A 22,103-nucleotide genomic window follows, 5' to 3' on the forward strand; every position below is an offset into this window, starting at 1 on the left:
TTCACCAGGGCGCGATACTGGGTGACATGCTCTCTATCGCGCTGGCCGGCAAACCGAACGCCGGGAAGTCTACGTTCTACAAGGCCGCGACCATGGCCGACGTCGACGTCGGTAACTACCCCTTCACGACCATCGACGCCAACCGCGGCGTGAGTCACGTCCGTACCGACTGTCCCTGTCTCGACCGGGACGAGCGCTGCGGGGGCGACAACTGCCGCGACGGGAAGCGCTACGTCCCCGTCGAGCTCATCGACGTGGCCGGGCTGGTCCCGGGCGCCCACGAGGGCCGCGGGCTCGGCAACCAGTTCCTCGACGAGCTCACGAACGCCGATGTCATCCTGAACGTCGTCGACGCTTCCGGGGGGACTGACGCCGAGGGCGAACCCGTCGAGGTCGGCGAACACGACCCCGTCGAGGACGTCGACTTCGTCGAGACGGAGATGGACCTCTGGCTCGCAAGCATCGTGAACCGCAACTGGGAGTCAATCGAACGCCAGTCCCGGTCGCCCGATTTCGCCCTGGACGAGGCACTCGTCGACCTGCTGGCCGGTGTCGGCGCGAGCGAACTCGACGTGGCCCGGACGCTGCGGGAACTGGAGTACCCCGAGGATCCTATCGCCTGGACCGACGAGGACCGCGAGGCGCTGGCCCGCGAGATACGCGAGCGGACGAAACCAATCGTCGTCGTGGCCAACAAGGCAGATATCGCGCCCGACGGGAACATCGAGCGACTGCGCGAGGCCGCCGATATCGTGGTCCCCGCGACCGCCGACGGCGAGCTCGCACTCCGCAACGCGGCCAAAGCCGGCGTCGTGGACTACGACCCAGGAGACAGCGACTTCGATATCGTCGGTGACGTGAGCGACCAGCAACAACAGGGCCTGGAGAGGATTCGCGACGTGATGGCCGAGTTCGGGGGCACGGGGGTCCAGGGGGCCATGGACACCGCCGTCTACGACCTGCTCGACCACATCACCGCCTACCCCGTCCAGAACGACACGAAGTGGACCGACGGCCAGGGAAACGTCCTCCCGGACGCGCACCTGCTCCCCCGCGGCTCGACGCCGAAGGACCTCGCCTACGCCGTCCACTCGGATATCGGCGACGGCTACACCCACGCCGTCGACGCCCGCAAGGAGATGCGCGTCAGCGACGAGACGGAACTGGAAGAGGGCGCCGTCATCAAGATAATCTCCGACGGGTAGCTACTACTAGTGTGCGTTGCCTGGGTGAACAACCAGCTAGCCCAACCGATAGCGCTCGCTCCAGGGATAGAGACGACAGTAGGCGACACTGGTCGACGATATTACCTGTCCGGGCTCCCGCGACGCCGGTACTCAGTGGAGCATGTCGAGCAGGAAGATGGCGAGAAAGCCAACAAAAAAGAGCGTCGTCGACACCGGCGTCTCGGGGACTTTCGCGGCCTTCACGAGCAGTTCCTCGGTGACGAGGTACAGCAGAGCGGCGGAACCGAAGGCGAGAATAATCGCGATGGGAGCGCCCGTCACGCCCTCTAGCACGAGCACACCACCGGTCACGCCCGTCGCGAGCAAGAGTCCGAACGCCGCCGGGACGGCGAGCTTCCGAGCCATACCCAGCTCCCGTGGCAGCGCGACGACGCCGGCGACCCCGAGAAAGAGCACCTCGATGGCCAGCGCCACGGCGATGATGATTCCGGTGTCGGGGTTGTCGAGGAAGGTGACGCCAATCAGGACCCCGTCGATGAGCATGTCTATTCCGATGGTGATGAGCAACCCGGCCGCACCGGCGAACTGTCCACCGATTTCACGCTTCTCGATGGTCTTGCTCAGGCGGTGGATACCCAGCATCGTCACGACGCCGATGGCGAAACCGAGGACGACGACCTGGGGTGCCCGTTCGTGAACGTCCGGGAGCAGTTCGGCGGCGACGGCAGCGATGACGACCCCGGCCGCGAAGTGCTGGACGTTGCTCTCCATCTGTGGGCTCGGCGGGCGGTAGACGGCGATGACCCCACCGACGAGGGCGGCCACGACAGCGAGTGCTGTATACGACAGCGCCTGCGTAAGTACCATGCACAGTCGTGATAACCGAACCCCCAAGACTCTTAATTAAGCAGTCTCCGCTCCCTGAACGAGTAGTGCCTCACGGATACGTGCGCAGACGCTTTGCAGCAGCGCCGTTTCGAACCACTCTGAAGCAGTCAATAGCGCCGTGACGACCAGTCAGAGCCGCCTGACGTCAAGCCCAGCCTCGTGCCAGGACTCGTCGGTCAGCCCGCGGGCGTCAACGACGACGTTGTCGTCCATCCGCTCGGCGACGACTTCGGGGTCCAGTTCGGTGAACTCGTCGTGGTCGGTCATGAACACCAGCGCGTCGGCCCCGTCGAGGGCGGCCGATTCACTCCAGAGGTCGACCCCGGCTTCGCTGACGTGGGGGTCGTGGACGCGCACGTCGACCGACGCCTCGCCGCCGTCGGTGGCGACCAGCTCCGGCGTCTCGCCGAGCGTCTCGACGAACCGCGTCGCCGGGCTGTTTCGGGTGTCCGCGACGTTGCCCTTGTAGGCCAGCCCGAAGACGGCGACGCGCTTCTCGGCGAGCGAGCCCAGGCCCTCTTCGAGGAGGTCCCGGACGTAGTAGACCATCCCGTCGTTGACCGCCCGGGCGTGTTCGATGAGGGCGACGTGGTCGGAGTGCTGTCCCAGATACAGCGGGTCGACCGGGAGGCAGTGGCCGCCGACGCCCGGCCCCGGGTGGAGCAGGTCGACCCGCGGGTGTTCGTTGGCGAGGTCGAACGCCGGACGGGGAACGACGCCGTGGTCGCGGGCCACCTTCGCGAGTTCGTTGGCGATGGCGATGTTCGCGTCGCGATGGGTGTTCTGGGCCAGCTTGGCGAACTCCGCCGTCGCGGCGTCTGGTGCGGTGTGGATGTCGCCGTCGACCACGCCCGCAAAGAGGTCGCGGGCGGCGGCCGTGGCCTCGTCGTCGATGCCACCGACGATACGGTCGTTGCCCCGGAGCTCCTCGAGTATCGAGCCAGGCAGGACCGTCTCGGGACAGAACGCGAGGTTGAACGTCTCTCGCAGGAGGTCGCCGTTGCGTTCGAGCGTTTCGCCGACCACGTTCGCGGTCGTCCCCGGCGGCACCGTCGATTCGACGACGACGGTGTCGCCCGGCCGGAGCGCCGGGGCGATGCCCTCGGCGGCGGCCCTGACATAGGAGAGGTCGGCGGCCTCGCGGTCGTGGTCGAACGGCGTCGGCACGCATATCAGGTGGTAGTCGCTCTCGGTGGGGTGCTCACGCAGGTGCAGCGCGTCCGTCCCGAGCACGCGGTCGACGTAGTCGTTGAGGTCTGCCTCCCGGAAGTCGGCGCCCTCGGTCCGGAGCCGTTCGAGTTTGTCGGGCTGGGTGTCGATGCCGTAGACGGTGTAGCCGTTGTTGGCAAACAGCGCCGCTGTCGGCAGACCCACGTAGCCGAGCCCGTGGACGGAGACGGTGGCAGTACCGTCTCCGCCGTGGACGGAGTCGGTGGCAGTACCGTCTCCGCCGTGCCCGGAACCGTCCGTCATACCAGGACCTCCCCGGACACGGCCGGCACGTCGACCCCGAGCGTCTCGAGGATGCGTTCGGCCGCGTGGCCGTCCCCGAAGGGGGGTTCCCAGTCGTTGCGCCCCCGTCGCACCTCCTCGGCGGCGTCGACGATGCTCTCCGGGGTCGGCTGCGCGAGCACGTTCGAGCCCACGGTCAGCGTTTCGGGCCGCTCGGTGCTCTCGCGGACGGTGACACAGGGCGTCCCGAGGACGCAGGTCTCCTCCTGGACGCCGCCCGAGTCGGTGAAGACGACCGCCGCCTCGCTCTCCAGCCGGAGGAAATCGAGGAAGTTCAGCGGTTCGATACACGCGATGGCGTCGGGGACGTCGAGGTCGAACGCGTCGAGTTTCTCGCGGGAGCGCGGGTGGACGGGGTAGACGACCGGGAGGTCCCGCTCGTGGGCGTACTGGCCGACGCCGTCGAGCAGGCCCTGGAACCGCTCGGGGTCGTCGACGTTGCCCGGCCGGTGGGCCGTCAGGAGGGCAAAGGGCGCCTCGCCGAGGTCCAGTTCCGCGAGCACGTCGCTTTTCTCCCGGGCCAGCTGTTCGTGCTGGCGCACCGCGTCGACGACGGTGTTGCCGGTTACCTCGATGCGACGGTCGGGAATCGCCTCCGTCCGGAGCTGGTCGGCGGCCTCGCCGGTGGGAGCGAACAGGTGCTCGGCAGCGTGGTCGATGAGCACCCGGTTGAGCTCCTCGGGCATCTCCCGGTTGAAGCTCCGGAGGCCGGCTTCGACGTGGGCAAGTTTCGCGTCGCGCTTGCTCGCGACGATGCCGCCCGCAAAGGCGGAGTTGGTGTCGCCCTGGACGACGACGACGTCGGGAGACTCCCGCTCTAGCACCTCGCCCAGGCGAGCCACCATCTCGCTCGTCTGGGCCGCGTGGTCGCCCGACCCGACTTCGAGGTTGTACTCGGGCGCGGGCAGTTCCAGGTCGTCGAAGAAGACCCCGTCGAGGCGCTCGGAGTAGTGCTGGCCCGTGTGGACCACGCTGTAGTCGACCGCGGCGCGGTCACAGGCTCTGATTATCGGCGCGAGTTTGACGATCTCGGGACGCGTTCCGAGCACGAAGACGATTCGGGGCGTCATGGGAGAACCAACCTGCCCTTGTTCTATTTGTAATACAGTCTATAGCAGGACGCCGTCACGTCCGAGTAGAGAACAGTCACGTTCGGGCCAGAGTAAACACCGACTTCTATCTTTCACTGACAGTGTAGGTGTGTTATTGAGAGCTACGTTTGCGAGATTTCACACGAGCGATCGTCGAACACCTACCACGTACACACCAGTGGCCACACCGTGGCGGACGAGGAACAGTGTGACGTCGTTCACTCACTGGACGGCGTCAACCGGCCGATAGCCAGGGCGGCCCCGAGCAGCCCGCTGCCGGTCAGGACCAACACTGCGACCAGCACCGGGACGACAGCCAAAGTGAGCCCGGTGAGCGAGACGCTCGTGAGCAGGACACCCAGGACGAGACAGATCGAGCCGGGAACGCCGAGCACTCGACCCGGTCGGTCCGAGAGGGCGCGACCGACGATGTTGGAGACGAGGACGCTCCCGTGGACGACGGGGTTGTGGGTGTTAGCTTCTGCGACGTTGTAGGTCACGTCGACGGGCGTCTCGGTGAAGGTGAACTCCTCGTCGGCGGCGTGAAACAGGATATCGAGGCTGGCGTCCATCCCGTCGCTCAGGTCGGCCCGACAGGCGAGCAGTTCGATGGCTTCGGCGTTGTACGCCCGGAAGCCGCTCTGGGTGTCTGCGACGCGCTCGGCCGAGTAGCCGAGGCGCAACGCGGCGCCGGTGAGCCCGTTGATGACACCGAGACCGGCGCGTCGGTACAGCGGCATATCGGTCTGTGACCCCTCGACGAACCGGCTCCCGATGACGATGTCGCCGCCGGTGGACCGCTGGGTCTCGACGAGCTCTAGGGCCTCGGTGGGGTCGTGCTGTCCGTCGGCGTCGACGACGACGAGGTGGTCCACACTGTTCTCGTGGGCAACCGAAAACAGTGTGCCGAGTGCGGCGCCGTAGCCGCGGTTGTCCCCGTGCTGGAGCACAGTGGCGCCGGCGTCGGCAGCCACCGCCGCTGTGCTGTCGTCACTCCCGTCGTCGACCACCACCACGTCCACGCTCGGGTCGGACGCTGCGCGGACGACGTCGCCGACAGTGTCGGCCTCGTTGTACGCGGGGATACCGATTACCACGTCGCTCGTGAGCCGGCGTTCGGTCGAATTGGAGGCTATCGTACTCATGGCAATTTCGTAGCGACCGACGGCACGGCCGTGAGTGACCTGACATCTCAGTAAGACATTGTTACGGGCTTCCTGCGAACTTGCTGTCCCTACGTGAGGAATATCCGGCACAGCGACGGGGCTGACTAACGGAATTAGCAACCTGCATACTGTGAGCGCCGTGGTCGTTTCCAGTGAGAAACCCTAAGCGTCCGCCACGCGGTAGATTGCAGTTCCGGGACGAATTGGCCGAAAAATGTTATTACTCTGATGACAAATGGGTCCTCGGGCCCGTTCAGATGCGGTCGTCCGCGGGCTGGTCGAACCGGCCGTCACCGCCGTCTTCGGCCAGATAGCGCACGAGTCCGCGCGCCATCCCGGCAACGGCCACGAGCTGACCGAGCGTCCGGAGCGCCGTCGCCGTGGCTGTAGGGCCGGTGTAGTGGCTCGGGACGAGGACGAAGCGGGCCATTCGCCGGGGCAGGTTCTCGCCTCGAATCGCGTAGTAGGGGACGGCCTCGCGGCCGTGTCGGTACTGCTTCTCCAGATAGCCACCCAGCGAGTCGGCGAAGGGGTGGTCGACGACCAGATCGGGACAGTACCAGACGTCGTAGGCGTCACAGAGGCGGTCGATAAGCTCCGTCTCCTCGTGGCCGTACGGGAGTCGCTCGTCGAAACCACCGATGTCCTCGAGGACCGCACGGCGCATCGCCATGTTACAGCCGACGACCGTCTCCGTGACGTGGCCCGACTCGCCCTGGTCGTAGTCACTCGAGGAGACCGGGCGGATGAACCGCGACCCCGTGTCACGAATCCGACCGGTCACCGCCGGGTGGTCGTCGAGGAGCGCCGAGACGCGCTGGAAGTAGTCGCCCCGGGGGTCGGAGTCGTCGTCGAGAAAGACGAGTTTGTCCGCGCTGGCCGCCCGAATCCCCGCGTTGCGGGCAGCCGAGGCGCTGCCTTCGTCTCTGACGAGCAGTTCGGCCTCTACGGGCGAGGCCCGGAGCTTCGACTCCCACCCGAAGGTCCGGTCGGCGTCGGGCGTCGGGACGATTACCGAGATGTCTGGCATGGATACCAGAAACGTGTGTTTCTCTTTGGTTACTCACCGTCTACTGCCGGGACCCCCGAGGCGGTTACGTCTGCCGTCGGTTGCGCAGCACCAGCCAGCCGACGGTGGCCAGCGCCCCAAGGAGGGCCGCGGGACCACCGACCCCCAGCCCGGACTGGTCAGGACGGCCTGTCCCATCCGTCCTGTTCTCTCCCGGCTTGACAGCGATAGTCACACCGTTCGAACCGTCCGGGTCGAACGTCGCCCCCGTGGCGTCGCTGAACCGCGTCTCCTGGGTGCGGACCGACAGGTCGCCCCGTTGCCCGGCGGTGCCGATAACCTGAACTGAGAGTTCGACGAGCGCCGCGTCCGTGGTCTCTCCCGAGCGAATCTGGTTGAACACCACCGACCCGTTCGCGTTGTCGACAGTCGCGACCGGCTCGGCGAAGTCCTCGGTGCCGGTGAGCGTCTTCACCTGCAGGACGCTCGGGTCGTACGACAGCGCCGACTGGTAGCCACTCACGTTCGTTGCGTTCACCCGAACGGCCACGGTGACTGTCTCCCAGCGCTGGACGGAGACTGTCCCGTCGGGATCCGTCGTGACTATCGTGGTGTCGTTCGCGGCCTGGGTCGCGGTCGCACCGTCGGTCGTTGCTTGCGTCGCCGCGGCTGTGGCCGGCGTCGCAGCGATGGAGACGGCGACGACCAGGGCGGCGAGGAACCACACGTGCCAGTGGCCCCCCATCAGTATCCCCGCCCCTTGTTCCGAATGCGAACCGCGTCGCCGATGTCGACGTCACCGTCGTCGTCGATATCGGCCGCATCGGTGTCGACATCCGCGTCCTCGTCAGCGAGCCGCCGCTGGACGAGCTCGCTGTCCTCCGTGTCGATGTCGCCGTCTCCGTCGGCGTCCCCCGAACAGTCAGTATCGAACGCCGACGCCCCGAACCGCGTGTCGAAGTCCACGTCGAAGGCGAACTCGCTGTTGTCGTCAGTCATGTACTCGTCCAGCACCGGGGAGTAGGTCCGGACCTGGATACGGTCAGGCGCGTTTGCCCCCTCCCCGGGCCGGAACTCGATGCGGCGGAGGTATCCCTCCCCGCGTTCGTCCTCTCCCTGGTAGTTCGCGAGCAGCTCGTAGACCGAGCCACAGGCCTCGTTCTGTGACACCTGGTGGTATTCTCCGTCTCGCCGCCAGGAGTGACCACAGAGGACCATGAAAATCTGGGCGTTCGGGCTGACGAGCGAATTCCAGATGGCCTCGCCGCTGTTCCCGTCACCGTTGACTTCGTCGACGTCGGTCGACCGTCCGGCCGCCCGCACGTCGAGATACGAGTGGGTCGTGAGAATCGTCGGCCGGTCGGGGTACTGGTCGAGGACCGTCTGTGCCCAGCCCAGCGGCGTCGATGCGTCCGTTACGCTCCCGGGTGCCGGCCACTCAAGGGCCAGGTGGAGGAAGTCGTATCCGCCGGCGGAGAACAGCTGGTAGGTGCTCAGGTTCCCCCCGCCGTCCGAGGGCCCCGAACCACCGTACCAGTCCCTGGACCGGTATCTCTCCGGCCCGAAGTGTTCCCTGTACCGCCGTATCGAGGAACTGCGGTCGTCCGGTGTCATATAGTCGTGGTCCCCGGGTATGGTCGCGTAGGGGACCGCCCCGTCGAGCGTCGACATGGCGCGGTCCATGTACTCCCACTCGACCGGTCGGTCGGGGTTCTGGACTACGTCGCCCACGTGAGAGACGAACGCGATGTGTTCCTCGGTCAGGTTGTCCCCTATCCACTGGGTCTGGGCGCGCACGTATCGCTCGTCTCGCGCACTGTACTGCGTGTCCGGGAGCGCGACCACCGTCCAGTAGTCCTCGGCGGCGCCCGCTATCGAGCCGACCGTCGCCACGCCGGCGCCGGCGGCGAGTGTCCCCAGGACCGTTCGGCGACTGACCGACCGCGAGCTGTCGGAGCTCGACGCCGTGGGCTCAGTCATCGTGTGCCACCCCGACAGCCTGCTGGTCGGAGCCCGGGGAACTGCTGACGTCGCTGGTGTGTGCCGCGAGTAGAATATCGAACAGTCATTGGGGCTATCCTGTCGGGAGAATTCCAGTTCGCACCATTAGTTATAGAGCGTTAAATGCAGGTGCCGAGAACGCAGCCCGCTCCCGGGCATCAGCTGCTATGCAAACGGAGATGCGGGAGGCATCCTACGATACGGTCGGCAATCGACGAGCCGACAGACGAGGGAATCTCCCGTCCGGACGGTCACCTCACCTGGAGAACTGGATACCACTCCGAAGTGAAGGGGAAAGCGACGGGTCCGTAGTAAGTGTATACTAATGCACAGAAACTGAGTGAATCTACGAGAAGATGGGATACGACATCGGATTTATCGGCACAGGGGCGGATCCGGACGACCCGGACCAGGACGGGTTCGCGATGGCGTACCGGCACGCGGCGGGCTACGAAACGCTCGACAGCTGCCAGTTGACGGCGTGTGCGGACATCGTCCGCGAGAACGCCGAGCGGTTCGCCGCCGAGTACGGCATCGAACACGTCTACGAACAGTACGAGCGGATGCTCGCCGAGACCCAGCCGGACATCGTGAGCGTCTGTGTCCCGCCGGGCATCCACGCGGATATCGTCGTCGGCTGTGCCGAGACGGGTGTGCCCGACGCCATCCACTGCGAGAAGCCGATGGCCAAGACCTGGGGCGACTGCCGTGAGATGGTCGAGGCCTGCGAGGCCGAGGGCATCCAGCTGAGTTTCAACCACCAGAAGCGCTTTGGGGGCCCCGTCCGCGAGGCCAAGCGGCTGCTCGATGACGGCGCAATCGGCGAGCTCGAACGCCTGGAGTTCAGCGAGGAACACCTCTACGACACTGGCACCCACGTCTTCGATATCTGCTCGTACATGACCGACGGCGAGCCCGTCGAGTGGGTGATGGGGCAGGTGGATTACCGGGAGGAGAACGTCTGGTTCGGCGCGCACAACGAGAACCACGGCCTGACGACGTGGGCCTACGCGGACGGGACCCGAGGGCTGGCAATGACCGGCGAGGGGAGCGACTACGTCGACTGTTATCTCCGTCTGCGCGGGAGCGAGGGCTGTCTCGAAATCGGTTCGACCGAGGGCCCGCCGCTGCGACTCCGCCGGGGTAACGGGTGGACGCGAGTGGACACGAACCGCGAAGGCATCCACAGCACGTCGCCGAGCCGACTCGGGCGAGTGCGGAATCTCCTGGTCGAGGGGCTCCCCTTTGTCTCCACCGACAGCGGTCCCAGTGCGACCTACACCGAGCGTGCCATCGCAGAAGTCGTCGAGGCGCTCGAGGCGGGGCGGCCGCCGGAAATCGGTGGCCGGACTGCGTTGCGGTCGACCGAGCTCATCTTCGCGAGCTGGGAGTCAGCGCGGCGTCGCGCCCGCATCGACCTGCCGCTGGACATCGACGACAACCCGCTAGAGAGCATGGTCGAAGCGGGCGAACTCAACCCGCGACCGGCCGACTGACGACCCGGAGTAGCACTCCCTTACCACCCAGCGACCTGTCGAGCTGGTATCTGGTAACTACTCGCCCGAAGCTGCGCCGTAGCTGGGATGGTCCGTACCTGTCAACGAAACCTGCCGTATTGGTAACTAACTGTATGTATTGTTGGAGTATCCGGTGTTGACTCATGGATTTCTGGCAGTGAAAGGCTCGTATAGAGCCGGTAGCTGGTAATAATTGTTAATTAAGACTGTACTAACCGTGGGTTTGCGAATGGACGATAACAGCGAACGAAAGAAGACGGGTCTTACCGGTCTGTTTGAGCGGGGTAATCGATTCATAACCCGCGACAGCAGTTCGAGTTCGGAACAGGACGGATTAGTACTGGACCGTCGGTCGTACCTTGCGGCTGCCGGTCTCACGACCGCGGCACTTGCGGGCTGTGCTGACCTCGGCGGCGATGAGACGGTCCGCCCGGTGTCGGCCTATGGCTACGGCGGGTCGGCGGCACTACAGCAGACGTCCTCACTCACGGTCTCCGAATCGGAGCCGAACGACCGTGAGAGCAGCGCCGACGCGGTCAGTCTGGGAGCGACGGTCGACGCCACACTCACTGCAAACGACAGCGACTGGTACGTGGTCGAACTGGCGGCTGGCGACGATATGGTCGTCGAGTTCTCTCGTGAGGCACCGGACGGCGTCACCGCCGTGATACTGTACGACCCAGACGGGACGTACAGCAATCTCAGATACGTCTCGACGGACGACCCGGTCACCGTCGCCCAGACGGCAGAGACCAGTGGGACGTACTACATCCAGGTCGTCGACACACAGGAGAGCGACGGCGACTACACGATGACCGTCGGCGACGGGACGACGGCCACGCCGACACCGACCGAGACCGAGACCGAGACTGCGACACCGACCGCGACCGAGACCGCCACACCTGTCGAAGACGAGTACGGCGAGCAGGGCTACGGCGAGTACGGCTACGGCGGCATTGCGGCCTAATATATACCAATGACAGACAGATACACCACACCGGACGAAGGAACGCTTGACTGGCACGTCCCGCTGAACGAGAACTTCGAACAGCTCGGTCGTGACGTCGAACGACGGGACGAGGAAGCGAACATCGAACAGTACGACCCGGTCGCCGGCGCGAAGTTCTTCGCGACCGACTCGGGTGCCATATACAGCGGTGACGGCTCCGACTGGACGCTCGTCGGCTACGCGACGCGAGCCGTCGGCGGCGACATCGGCCACTACGTCAACTACACCGACGGGCTGGTCGACGAACCCGTCAACGACTTCCTGTTCAGCGATAGCGAGACACTCGAAGTGACGCGACTCGCCTTCCCGGTAAAGGGAGTTCCGAACGACGAGCCCGTCGCCGACGCGGCACTTCGCGTCTACGAGGGCGAGGACCTCCTCGTCGAAATCGAGGGGAACACGTTCCAGACGGCCGCCGAAGCCGACTCGGCGCCGTGGGTGGCGGACAACGGCCCCGTAACCGTCACAGTCACTAACGAGTCGGGCTCCGCCATCGCGGGGATTCCGAAAGTGTGGGCCAACATCAGGAGATAACCAATGGCCACACTCAACGTCGAAGACTACGGTGCAGAAGGCGACGGCGAAACCGACGACACGGCCGCGATCAACGACGCCATCGCCGACGCGGGGACGGGCGACACCGTCCTGATACCGGCGACGGCCGACCACTACCTCGTCAGTTCGGGGAACCGGGCGGCGGTCGATTTCACCGGCGTCGCCGACGACGTGACCATCACCGGCGAGGGACCGGGTTCGCGCCTCAAGATGGACGACGTGACCGATGGCAAAAACCAGTGGGTCCTCGGCGCAGAGGCCGACGCCGGCTCGCTGTCGGGCGTCACCATCAAGCGGCTCACGCTCGACGGGAGCCGCGAGGTCAACGGGGATAAGTCCACCAGCGGTTTCAACCTCTATCCGGGCGGCGGCGGTCACGACATCCGCATCGAGGACGTCGTCGCCGAGAACTGCGCCGGGACCGGGATGAGCTTCAGCGGCGTCGGCTCGGTGACGCTGCGCCGCATCACCTCACGGGACAACGGCCAGCACGGGTTCGACCTCTCCGGCGACGACGAGGACCCCGACTTCGACGCGCGGTCGCTGAAGTCCGTCGACAACGACGGGACCGGCGTCGACTTCCACAACGGCAACCACGTCGTCGAGGACCTCTACTGTGACAGCAACCGCAGCGGGACGAAGATGGGGTACACCGGCGGTGACGCCGACAGCGTCGTCCTCCGGAACGCCAACCTCCGGAACGCCCGGGAGAACAGCGGCTTCCGCGAGACGATGCGCGACGGCGCCGGCACCGACGTCACGCTCGACAACGTCCAGGTAATCGACGCCGCACTCCACGGCTTTCGCCTCTCGAACTCCGCGAACTACACCATCACGGAGATACTCACCGACGGAACGGGGTATGAGCCCCAGAACCGGGCGCCGATCTACGTCACCGACTCGGCGTCCATCGACGCCGACGTCGTCCGGTCACAGAACGCGAGATACGGCCCGGGCGTCCGGGACGACTCGCCGGAATCGAGTTCCATCGGCGAGTACTACCACTACAACAACCCCGACGGCGCCGTCGACGGCGATATCGACGTCGGGAGCCAGTACAACGAGGAGTCGGCGGAACTCGACGTCCCGGGGCCGAACGACGTGGGCGCGTTCACCTCGTCGTCGGAGCCGGACGAAGAAGAGGAGACGGAGCCGACCGACGAGACTGGGACCTACCGGACGAACTTCTCGACCTACGAGACGGGGACGGTTCCGGAGGACTGGACGCCGGAACACGCCTCGGGCGAGGACGACTGGGCGGTCGTCGACGAGCAGTCCCCGGCCGGCAGTTCGGTGTTACAGTTCGATTCCGAGACGAGTGCGCGACACGCGCTGTCGTACGACGCGGTCGGCACCGCCTCGGACGTCGAACTGCTGGGCCTGTTCCGCGTGAGCGACCTCTCACAGAGCCCGACGGCCGGCGGGCGGCTCTTCCTGCGCGGGTCGGGGAGCTCGGACGACGAGAGCGGCTACCTCTTCAACGTCCGTGACAGCCAGTTCGGCGTCTGGAAGTACGACGGCGGGAGCTCCGACCAGCTCGTCGAGTGGGGCGACCCCTCGGACGGCCAGTGGTACTTCGCCCGGTTCCGAGCTGTGGGTGACCGACTACGGGCCCGCATCTGGCCCGCGGACGCCGACGAACCGAGCGACTGGGACGCAGACGTCACCGACACTTCGCTCACCTCGGGCTGGGTGGGCGTCGGCTCTTACAGCGAGTTCGCCGACGACTGGGGGTACCTCTCGGCAGGTGTCGGCGGGGAATCGGCCCCGATGCCCGACACGTCGAGGACAGATTCCAACCGCAGTGCCGTCATCCAGACCATCGACGGGACCATCCAGACCGGCTAACCGCCGACTGAGTCTCTCAGTTCGACTGCCCGCTGAACGCGCCGACCGACGCCGCACCGGGCGTCCCGAAGATGTTGCGCCCGGGGTCCACGTTCTCTATTTTCTCGAAGTTGAGCACGCCCGACTCGGCGATAAAGGCACCCTCCTCGTTCTCGAAGTGGTCGAACGTCCCGACGTTCATGACGGCGTCGCTGCCGACGTAGACGCCCCCGCCGTTGTCGGTCCCGACGACGACGATGTGGCCCTCCGTCTGCTCGCCGGTGTGGGCGTCACGGGAGAGCACGATGCCGGCCCGAGAGTTTCGCACCGCCGTCTGTCTGACCTCGACGTTGTCGAAGTCACAGGCGATCTCCGTGTTGTCACCGGAGACGCGGATGCCGCTTATCTGGGGTTGCTCGACGAGGACGTTCCTGAAGACGACGTGCTGGGTGTCGGGTACGTCGTCGGTGCCCGTGTGGTTCGACCGCCAGCCGCGGTTTCGGTCCCGGAAAGAGTGGTGGTTGCGGACCTCGAGGCGTCTGACGTGGTGTTTCCACTTGTTGCCCGAGCGGTTGTTCTCGGTGTAGAGGTTCTCCAGCCGGGCCGTCCCGCGGCGGTGGTCGATACCCGTCCCGCCGTTGTCGACCGACCTGATGGATTTCCCGACGAATCCCGGGTCGGCCTCGGTGTCGCCGGCCACCGGATTGAAGCCGTGGCGGCCGGCCCGACGAGCCGTGACGTTACGACAGATGACGCCGCTCTCCTCGAACCGCAGCGCCGATGCCGAGCAGTCCTGGACGACGCAGTTCTCGAAGGCGATGTCGTGGCCGCCACCGGCGTCGCCGCGGCGCAAGAGCACGCCGGTTACGGACTCCTCGCCGTCGAGGGCGGCGGCGCCGTCGTCGGGCGGGCGGCCGCCGTCGATGGTAAGGTTGCGAAACAGGAGGCCCTCGAAGACACGCGTGGCCTCTAGTTTCAGCACCCAGTTCGACGTGTCGGCGTCGTAGGACCCCGGTTCGACCTGGAGCGTCTGGGCCCCGGGCGCGGCCCGCTCCCCCAGGACGGTGATATCGGATAGGTCCGACTCCGTCCCGAGATGGAGCGCCGCCTCCTCCCCGGTCCCGTCGAACGACAGGAGGTACGAGTCGGCCGTCTCCGGCAGGAAGACCGTCTCGCCCGGTTCAGCGGCTCGAATCGCCGACATTATCGCGTCCGAGTCGTCGGTGGCCCCGTCGCCGACGGCCCCGAACTCGCGGACGTCGACCACGTCCTCGCGGTCGGCGAACGCCTCCGTCCGTTCGACCTGTCCCGGCGTGGCGGTCCGCGGGCCATCACCGAGTGACTGTGTGTCGTCCGGCCCGTCGTCGCGGGAGAGGAGATACCCCAGAAATCCGACGGACCCGACCCCCGAAGCCGTCGCTATGAGTTGCCGTCGCGTTACCATTACTGTCTGTGTCCGCGACGGCACCGAGTATAATTATGCTCCGACTACGGCCGAGCTAACCGTTCGGCGGCGTTAATTTTTCTCGACTGTCGGGAGTGTCGCGGCGCCACGGACCAGCGGGCCTGGCTGGTTCCGGCCCGTACCCCGGAGCCGTCACCCGGTGAAACAGCCCGGAAACGACGGTAGTTGGACCGTAGCGGGAGTGTGAATCGAGACCGTGTTACAATCGCCCACGGTGCGTGTAGAAACAGCATAACAAGGGAAGAAGTTCCGCTTCGGATAATCGATGGAGTTCACAACCGCAGTGGGGCGTTGTGCGTCGGAGGTGGGCAGATGAGCGACCGACTGGACCGACTGCTCGAACGGGCAGTCCCGTCCGGGTCAGTGCTGCAACGAGCGGTCAAGAGCGGTATCTGGGTCTCGCTGACGAAAGTCGCGATGCGTTCGTCACAGCTGCTGATGCTCGTCGTCCTCGCCCGACTGCTGTCGCCGGCGCAGTTCGGCCTGATGGGCATCAGCCTGCTGATGCTGTCGGCGACGCGGAAGTTCACCCGGTTCGGGCTCGACGCGGCGCTCATCCAGAAGAAGGAGTCGAACGTCGACAGCTATCTCAACACGACCTGGTGTCTGGAGATCGGACGGGGCCTGCTCCTCTTCGGTATCCTCTTTGCCGCGGGGCCGTTCGCCGCGACGCTGTTCGGGGAGCCAAGCGCGGCGCCGCTCGTCCGCACGCTCGGGCTCGTGCCGCTGGTCCACGGGCTTCGGAACCCCGCAGTCGTCTACTTCGAGAAGGACCTCGCCTTCCACAAGAGCTTCCTGTACAAGGCAAGCGGGGGGCTCGCACAGGTCGTCGTCGGCGTCGGCTACGCGCTTTACTCGCCGACGGTGTGGGCGCTCGTGTTCGCGTCGCTGGCGAAGCCGGCGACCAGAACGACTGTCTCGTACTTCCTCGATGACTTCCGGCCGCGACCGTTCCCCGAGCTCGGGGCCGCGAAGGAACTCATCCAGTTCGGGAAGTGGATGACCGGCAGCTCGATACTGGGCTTCATCTACAGCGAGGGCGACGACGCCTTCGTCGGCTGGTTCCTCTCTGCGACGGCGCTTGGCTTCTACCAGTACGCCTACCGGATGGCCGACATGCCGGCGACGCAGCTCTCGGGAGTCCTTTCGCAGGTGACTTTTCCCACCTATTCGGCACTCCAGGAAGACATCGGTGAGGTCCGCTCGGCCGTGCTACAGACGACGCGCCTGACAGCGTTTTTCGCCTTCCCGACGGCCTTCGGCATCGCGCTGGTCGCGCCGAGTTTCGTCCCGGTCGTCCTGGGCGAGCAGTGGATACCGATGGTCGTCTCTATGCAGATACTGGCGTTCTACGGTCTCTTCCACGCTATCACCCGCAACTTCGGCGAGCTGTGGAAATCGCAGGGACGGCCGGACCTGCAGGTGAAGCTCGGACTGGTCCGGATCGGCTGTCTGGCCGTCGCGGTCTGGCCCGCAGCAGCGGCGTGGGGCATCGAAGGCGTGGCGCTTGCCGTCACCGGAATCTACCTGTTCCCGATGGTCCCGCTTGACGTCTACATCACGGCGAACATGCTCGAGACCACGTCCGCCAAGTTCTATCGCGAGTTCGTCTATCCGCTTGTCGCCGCCGCGACGATGTTCGGCAGCCTCTGGTACGTCCGGACGGTGACGGAGTGGTCGTCGCTGGTCGAGCTCGTGGTCCTCGTCCCGGCCGGCGCAGCCGTCTACGCCGCAGCCTCACTGCTGCTGGAGGAGCAATTCGAGTGGGGCATCAGGCGGATTTTCGGCATGGTCATCCAGGGAATCAAGTGAGCTCGGGCTACGCGACCGACCGACAGCCCGGGACGTCAGGGTGGTCGGCGATTGCGGACTCGCTCGTCCGGTAGCGGGCGTGTTTTCGCTTCTCTTGCCACTGTTCGTGTCTGGCGAACACGCGGACTGGAATCGAATCAAGCCCCAGGAGTTTCGCGATAGCAAGCCGATGCCGGCCGTTAAAGTTGAACAGAAGTTCGCCCGAACGGCCGATGTTGACGTCGACCTCGTAGTGTTCCGGGACCGGCAGCGGCCGACTGTACAGCGGGACGTCTTCACAGTCGCGGAGCTCGCGCTGGGTCCGGTACTGTCCCGAGCGGATATGTTCATACAGCGTGTCGACCTGCGCCAGGCGTTCTCGCATCCGCTCCTCGTCCGGGTACTGCCCGACGACGCCCGGATGGTCTCGAATCCACTGGTACCAGTCAGTGTCCCGCCAGGCAACGCCCCCGGAAAAGTGCGCTTCCATGGCGCGATACAGCGCGTGGTCCTCGAACCGGGCCCGGACGGGCTCCGCAAAGCCGCGGGTGTACCAGACGTCGTCGTACACCCTATGGCGGTCCCACTCGCCGTCGAGGAGGTGTGAGCCGTACGTCGAGAGGTCGAACTGGGCTTGCAGCGACGGGAGCGTACAGTACTCGATTCTCGCCGGGTCGACGTGGATGAGATCGTAGGGCCGTGGTGCCAGTCGGCCGTAGGCCGTCGCGTATCGCAGGTGGCGGAGTGCAGTACCGGTGGTCTGTCGGGCGAGTCGAAATCCCTGGCGTGACTTTTCCAGGAGGGACGTTGGCATATATAGTCGGTATCACGGAACGGCCGGAATAGTATAGACTAAATATACTATATACCGACCGCGCAAAGACTGTTTTCGACCCGGAGCGGGTACGCGCGAGGACATCTCGGACGGCCGCCGAGCAGTTGCGCTCGGGAACGCGAAATCCTCGACGGCTGAGGCCGAAAAAACGGTCCTGTTCCGGAGTCGCTACCGCACAGCAGTCAGGACTCGCCGGCCCGCGAGCGGTACTGGTCGCCTTCGACGAAGACGTGGTTGTCGTAGCGCAGGAAGTAGACCCCCGACTCGTACTCGGCGGGGGCTGAGACGGCCTCGCCGAGCGCGTCGCGAATCAGCAGGTCGAGCTCGTTGACGCCAGCCTCGACCGTGAGACACGCCGTCGACGAGAACCGCGGGTTTATCTCGATAGTGTAGGGCGTCCCGTCCTCGGCGACAATCTGCTGGACGTTCATCGGCCCGGCCGGCGAGAGCGTCGAGGCGATGTCGCGGCAGGCCCTGCGCACGGCCGGCTGCGTCCGAGTGACGCCTTTGACCGTCGACCCGGCCTTCTCCATCGCCTCTTTGGGGACGACACTCAGCAGTCGGTCCTCGGCCGTCGAGACGACGCTCGTAGTGAACTCCGTCCCCTCGACGAACTCCTGGAGGAGCAGTTCCTCGGCCGACCGCCCGGCCGCCTCGATCGAGCGCGCTGTGTCGGCGGGCGTCTCGACCCGTTCGATACCCCGACTCCCGCGACCCCGCCGTGGCTTCCGGATGAGCGGGTAGGCCGATTCTGGAATCTCGGCCGCCTCGCTCGCGAGCCAGGTCCGTGGAACGGTGTGGCCGGCGGCCTCGAGCGCCCGGTAGGTCGTGTACTTGTCGAGCGCGATGTCGATAACGCCAGGTCGCGGGGCGACGACGGGCAGGTCCTCGGGGAGGGCGTCGAGTTCGGACAGCTCCTCGTCGACGGTCGGGACGACGACGTCCACGTCGTGGTCGTCGACGACGTCCCTGAGTGCAGGCCCCCACTCGTCGGCGTGGGCGGGCGGTATCGCTCGCCCGGCGTCGGCGAGATACAGCCCCGCCGCGTCGGGGTTCATATCCACCCCCACGATGTCGTGTGGCGTGGTCTCACGGAGCGCTCTGACAGCGCCGATACCACTCGCACCGCCGACACCGGTGACGAGAACGGTCGCCATGTGAAATCGTCCGGGGAGCGGTCCTTTAGCTATGTATCTACTTCGGCCACTCGCCGGCCGCTCGCGAGCGACTAGCAGGCGCTTACTTTTCAATCGGGTGCACGTTCAGTACCGTGTGCGTCGCAGTTCGGTCCGGGCCGTCTGTTTCGACCTCGACGGCACGCTGTTCGACGACCGCCAGTACGCCAGGGCCGGCCTGGTCAGCGCCGCCGCGGAGCTGCGGCGCCGCACCGGCGTCGACCTCACCGAGGAGCTGCTTTCGGCCTATTTCAGGGAGGGCCACCGCGAGGCGACGTTCGACGTCGTGCTCTCGGCGGCCGGACTCGCCGACGACCACGTCCCGGCGCTCGTCAGTGCCTACCACGACAACGACGCGTCGCTCGTGCCGTATGCGGACGCCGCGGCGACGCTCGAACGGCTGGAGTCGGACTACCCTATCGGGGTCATCACCGGCGGCACGAACGGCCGCGAGAAGCTCGCTCGACTGGGCCTCGACGACCAGGTCGCAGCGGTCATCGTCACCGCGGAGCGGGAGGACTCGAAGCGGGCGCCGGCGCCGTTCGTCGAGATGGCCGACCGCTTCGACGTTCCCCACGAGTCGATGGCGTTCGTCGGCGACCGACCGGGGCTGGATTTCCCCCAGCCGAACCGGCTCGGTATGTCGACGATTCGGGTCATGCGGGGGCGCTACGCGGACGCCGTCGCCCGGAACGCGGCCGCGCCCGACACTGCCGTCGAGTCGCTGGCGGCGGTCCCGGAGGTACTCGCGCGGTTCGACGAGCGCACAGAGCAGCTGTGAGCGGTCGCGTGTGAGCCACCGTCAGTGACCGTGCGAACGCTGATCTCCGGTCAGTGGTGGTCGTAGAAGTTCGACTTGTACATGTTGTTGATGCGGATGACCTGAAACGCCTCGGCGTACGTCGAGTTGGCCTGGCGGCCGCGGAACCGCGCCAGTCCCTTCATCGCCTCCGCCTCGAGGTACTTCTTCTCCTGCTGGGACTCGTGGGAGCGGATGGCCTCTATCTTGCCCTCGATGACGCCCTCGGGGACGGAGTTGTAGTACTGGGGCGCAAAGGAAGACCGTGTCGAGGGGGCCTCGAACGCGAGTACCTGGTTGACGTTTCGCGACGCCGTGATAGAGGCCTTCGCGGCCCGGCGGTGGTCTTGGTGGGTGTCCTCTTCGGCGTGGATGTACACCCGGTCCGGGTCAATCTCCGAGAGCGCCGCCTCCAGTTCGTCCACCGACTCCTGGTTGTACGGCACCTTCGTGTCCTCGTAGCCCAGGAAGTGGACGTCGTCGACGTTCAGTATCTCCGCCGCTCGCTCGGCCTCTGCGCGTCGCTGGTCGCGCTCGGCGACCTTGCCACCTTTCGTCAGGATGATGAACCGAACAGTGTCACCGCGGTTCCGGTGGACGGCAATCGACGCGCCGGCACCGATTTCGATGTCATCGGGATGTGCCCCAATTGCAGCAACCTTCATCGAGTGTAATTGCTGGGTAAGCAGACCTTGTTATTGTTTAATTACTAATAGTAACGTTTGGCTGTCAGAAACTAACAATGAACTAATATTTACGTGTCGTTCAGTCACTGGAACGATACCGGGGGAGTAACGAAACAGCGCGGACCGGCGAGTGGACGACTCAATCCCCAGCAACGGCCTGGATGTACGACTCGTACCTGTCGGCGCCGGCGGCCATCGAGAAGTGCGTTGCGCGTTCACGGCTCCGTTCGGGTGGCGTCGGGTCCGCAAGCGCCTCACAGAGCGTCTCTGCCATCTGCTCGGGGTCGCCGACCGGCGTGAGCCGGCCGTACCGACCGTCCTCGAGGATCTCCCGCGGTCCGTACTGGCAGTCCGTCGAGACGATGGTACAGCCACACGCGAGCGCCTCGACGAGCACCGTCGGCAACCCTTCGACCTTCGAGGACATCGCGAACACCGATGCCCGGGCCATGTACGCGTAGGGGTTGTCCGTGTAGCCGGTGAACGCCACCGAGTCGGCGACGCCCAGCCGGTCGGCCAGCGCCTCCAGGCGGTCGCGCTCGGTCCCCTTGCCGACGATGACGAGGCGCGTCGCGGGACGGCGCTCACGTAGCGTCGCGAACGCCCGCAACAGGGTGCCAAAGTCCTTCGCGGGTTTCAGTCGACCGACGGCGACGACAGGCTCTACCGCCGGGTCGTCCAGCCACTCGTGGTCGACCGGTTCCTCGGCCCCCGACCGGATGTCCGCGATGTCGACCGGGTTGTTGAGTACGGTCGTCCCGTCCCGATCGCGACCGGTGTGCTGGACGACCGTCTCGGCGACGCCCTCAGAGACGCCGATGACGTCGTCGGCGTACGGATAGAGACGGGCCGCGAGCGCCGCCGTGACCCGGTCTTTCCGCGTCGGCTGGTGGGTGAAGGGGCTGTGTTCCGTGACCGCGACGTGGACGTCCGCGTCCGTCAGCCGACCCGCGGCGACGGCTGCGAGGTTGGTGTGGGTTCGGCTGGCAAACAACACCTCGGGCCGATGTTCGTCGAGATACGACACCAGCCGCGGGACCGCGGCGAGGATACCCGCGGCCGGGACCTGCGGGACGTCCAGTTCGACGGTGTTGACCGCGTCCCCGATGAGCGAGACGAACTCGCCTTCGAGGTGGCCCGCGACGAGGTCCACCTCGTGTCCCCGGTCCGCGAGGCTGTTGGCGATGTTCACCGTCACCCGCTGTGCGCCCCCGAAATCCGGTGCCGGCGTAAAGAAGGCGACCCGTCGGTCCGGGTCCGCTACCGAGGTCGCCTCGTCAGTCGCTGTCGTCGTCTCGGCGCTGCCAGTCATCTGTTGCGCTCCCTCGCCGTCTGACGGTACCTGGTCCGGGGTGGGAACCACCCACCCACTCGACACTCGTGTCCCTGGCCACTCGTGTGCATACATGGTCACTGGGCGGGTACGCGGCCAAAGTTACACAGCTACTAACCCCACAGACGGCAACTGGGTCGAAAGTACACGGCCACAAACTGAGCGTGCAACTGCGCGTAACAAAGGCAGTCGTGAGAGACCGACCGATATGCCGAATCTGTCTCGCGCCACGCGACGGCCGACCACGGACGAGGGCG

19 protein-coding genes are annotated in these 22,103 nt (G+C 65.9%); 7 read left to right on the plus strand and 12 right to left on the minus strand.

All coding sequences use genetic code 11. The annotated features are described in order from the left end of the window. The first annotated feature begins 26 nt into the window (after positions 1-26). Positions 27-1,205, plus strand: coding sequence for a redox-regulated ATPase YchF (locus P1K32_RS01725; RefSeq protein WP_276251004.1), 1,179 nt, complete (start codon positions 27-29; stop codon positions 1,203-1,205). Between the two features lie 132 nt (positions 1,206-1,337). Here P1K32_RS01725 and P1K32_RS01730 read toward each other — a convergent pair whose 3' ends face one another. The 7 genes from P1K32_RS01730 to P1K32_RS01760 all read right to left on the minus strand — a co-directional run bounded on the left by P1K32_RS01730 (position 1,338) and on the right by P1K32_RS01760 (position 8,833). Then, positions 1,338-2,054 (minus strand): ZIP family metal transporter, encoded by a 717-nt coding sequence (locus P1K32_RS01730; protein WP_276251005.1) that lies wholly within the window; start codon positions 2,052-2,054, stop codon positions 1,338-1,340. Positions 2,055-2,204: 150 nt separating this feature from the next. Further along, positions 2,205-3,548: a nucleotide sugar dehydrogenase gene (locus tag P1K32_RS01735; RefSeq protein WP_276251006.1), complete on the minus strand. Its 1,344-nt coding sequence runs from the start codon at positions 3,546-3,548 to the stop codon at positions 2,205-2,207. Then, a complete protein-coding gene (gene wecB, locus P1K32_RS01740; protein WP_276251007.1) occupies positions 3,545-4,657 on the minus strand; it encodes a non-hydrolyzing UDP-N-acetylglucosamine 2-epimerase in 1,113 nt (370 codons plus the stop codon). The genes P1K32_RS01735 and wecB overlap by 4 nt, the downstream gene beginning before the upstream one ends. A 239-nt stretch (positions 4,658-4,896) precedes the next feature. Next, a complete protein-coding gene (locus P1K32_RS01745; RefSeq protein ID WP_276251008.1) occupies positions 4,897-5,823 on the minus strand; it encodes a glycosyltransferase family 2 protein in 927 nt (308 codons plus the stop codon). A 274-nt stretch (positions 5,824-6,097) separates the two neighbouring features. Further along, positions 6,098-6,874 (minus strand): glycosyltransferase family 2 protein, encoded by a 777-nt coding sequence (locus P1K32_RS01750; RefSeq protein ID WP_276251009.1) that lies wholly within the window; start codon positions 6,872-6,874, stop codon positions 6,098-6,100. 64 nt (positions 6,875-6,938) lie between these two features. Beyond that, on the minus strand, positions 6,939-7,598 hold the full coding sequence (locus tag P1K32_RS01755) for a cohesin domain-containing protein (protein ID WP_276251010.1): 660 nt from the start codon (positions 7,596-7,598) through the stop codon (positions 6,939-6,941). Next, complete coding sequence (locus P1K32_RS01760) at positions 7,598-8,833, minus strand: metallophosphoesterase (RefSeq protein WP_276251011.1); 1,236 nt, start codon at positions 8,831-8,833, stop codon at positions 7,598-7,600. Before P1K32_RS01760 ends, P1K32_RS01755 begins: the two co-directional genes overlap by 1 nt. Before the next feature lie 377 nt (positions 8,834-9,210). Between P1K32_RS01760 and P1K32_RS01765 the strand changes: the two genes are divergently transcribed. The 4 genes from P1K32_RS01765 (at position 9,211) to P1K32_RS01780 (ending at position 13,783) form a co-directional block, all read left to right on the plus strand. Next, complete coding sequence (locus P1K32_RS01765; protein WP_276251012.1) at positions 9,211-10,350, plus strand: Gfo/Idh/MocA family protein; 1,140 nt, start codon at positions 9,211-9,213, stop codon at positions 10,348-10,350. 250 nt (positions 10,351-10,600) lie between these two features. Then, on the plus strand, positions 10,601-11,338 hold the full coding sequence (locus P1K32_RS01770) for a hypothetical protein (RefSeq protein WP_276251013.1): 738 nt from the start codon (positions 10,601-10,603) through the stop codon (positions 11,336-11,338). A 9-nt stretch (positions 11,339-11,347) separates the two neighbouring features. Continuing rightward, a complete protein-coding gene (locus tag P1K32_RS01775; protein WP_276251014.1) occupies positions 11,348-11,914 on the plus strand; it encodes a hypothetical protein in 567 nt (188 codons plus the stop codon). Positions 11,915-11,917: 3 nt separating this feature from the next. Then, entirely contained in the window at positions 11,918-13,783 is a 1,866-nt protein-coding gene (locus P1K32_RS01780) for a glycosyl hydrolase family 28-related protein (RefSeq protein WP_276251015.1), read from the plus strand. Between the two features lie 16 nt (positions 13,784-13,799). On the opposite strand, the gene P1K32_RS01785 is transcribed toward P1K32_RS01780, so the two are convergent. After that, the gene (locus P1K32_RS01785) at positions 13,800-15,206 is read right to left on the minus strand and encodes a glycosyl hydrolase family 28-related protein (protein ID WP_276251016.1); all 1,407 of its coding nucleotides are present in this window, start codon (positions 15,204-15,206) and stop codon (positions 13,800-13,802) included. 333 nt (positions 15,207-15,539) lie between these two features. Here P1K32_RS01785 and P1K32_RS01790 point away from each other — a divergent pair, with 333 nt between their 5' ends. After that, entirely contained in the window at positions 15,540-17,039 is a 1,500-nt protein-coding gene (locus P1K32_RS01790; protein WP_276251017.1) for a lipopolysaccharide biosynthesis protein, read from the plus strand. 7 nt (positions 17,040-17,046) lie between these two features. On the opposite strand, the gene P1K32_RS01795 is transcribed toward P1K32_RS01790, so the two are convergent. Both P1K32_RS01795 and P1K32_RS01800 read right to left on the minus strand, forming a co-directional pair. Next, the gene (locus P1K32_RS01795) at positions 17,047-17,832 is read right to left on the minus strand and encodes a hypothetical protein (RefSeq protein WP_276251018.1); all 786 of its coding nucleotides are present in this window, start codon (positions 17,830-17,832) and stop codon (positions 17,047-17,049) included. Positions 17,833-18,035: 203 nt separating this feature from the next. Beyond that, positions 18,036-19,010, minus strand: a complete 975-nt coding sequence (locus tag P1K32_RS01800) for an ATP-grasp domain-containing protein (RefSeq protein WP_276251019.1) — start codon at positions 19,008-19,010, stop codon at positions 18,036-18,038. A gap of 115 nt (positions 19,011-19,125) precedes the next feature. On the opposite strand from P1K32_RS01800, the gene P1K32_RS01805 reads away from it, so the two are divergent. Next, the gene (locus tag P1K32_RS01805) at positions 19,126-19,809 is read left to right on the plus strand and encodes an HAD family hydrolase (RefSeq protein ID WP_276251020.1); all 684 of its coding nucleotides are present in this window, start codon (positions 19,126-19,128) and stop codon (positions 19,807-19,809) included. 50 nt (positions 19,810-19,859) lie between these two features. Here the strand turns inward: P1K32_RS01805 and P1K32_RS01810 are convergent, their stop codons facing one another. Then, positions 19,860-20,492 (minus strand): PIG-L deacetylase family protein, encoded by a 633-nt coding sequence (locus P1K32_RS01810; protein ID WP_276251021.1) that lies wholly within the window; start codon positions 20,490-20,492, stop codon positions 19,860-19,862. Between the two features lie 160 nt (positions 20,493-20,652). Next, positions 20,653-21,825, minus strand: a complete 1,173-nt coding sequence (locus tag P1K32_RS01815) for a glycosyltransferase (protein WP_276251022.1) — start codon at positions 21,823-21,825, stop codon at positions 20,653-20,655. Positions 21,826-22,103 lie beyond the last annotated feature (278 nt).

Source organism: Haloarcula rara (genome assembly GCF_029338235.1).
In the GTDB taxonomy this organism is placed as follows: domain Archaea; phylum Halobacteriota; class Halobacteria; order Halobacteriales; family Haloarculaceae; genus Haloarcula; species Haloarcula rara.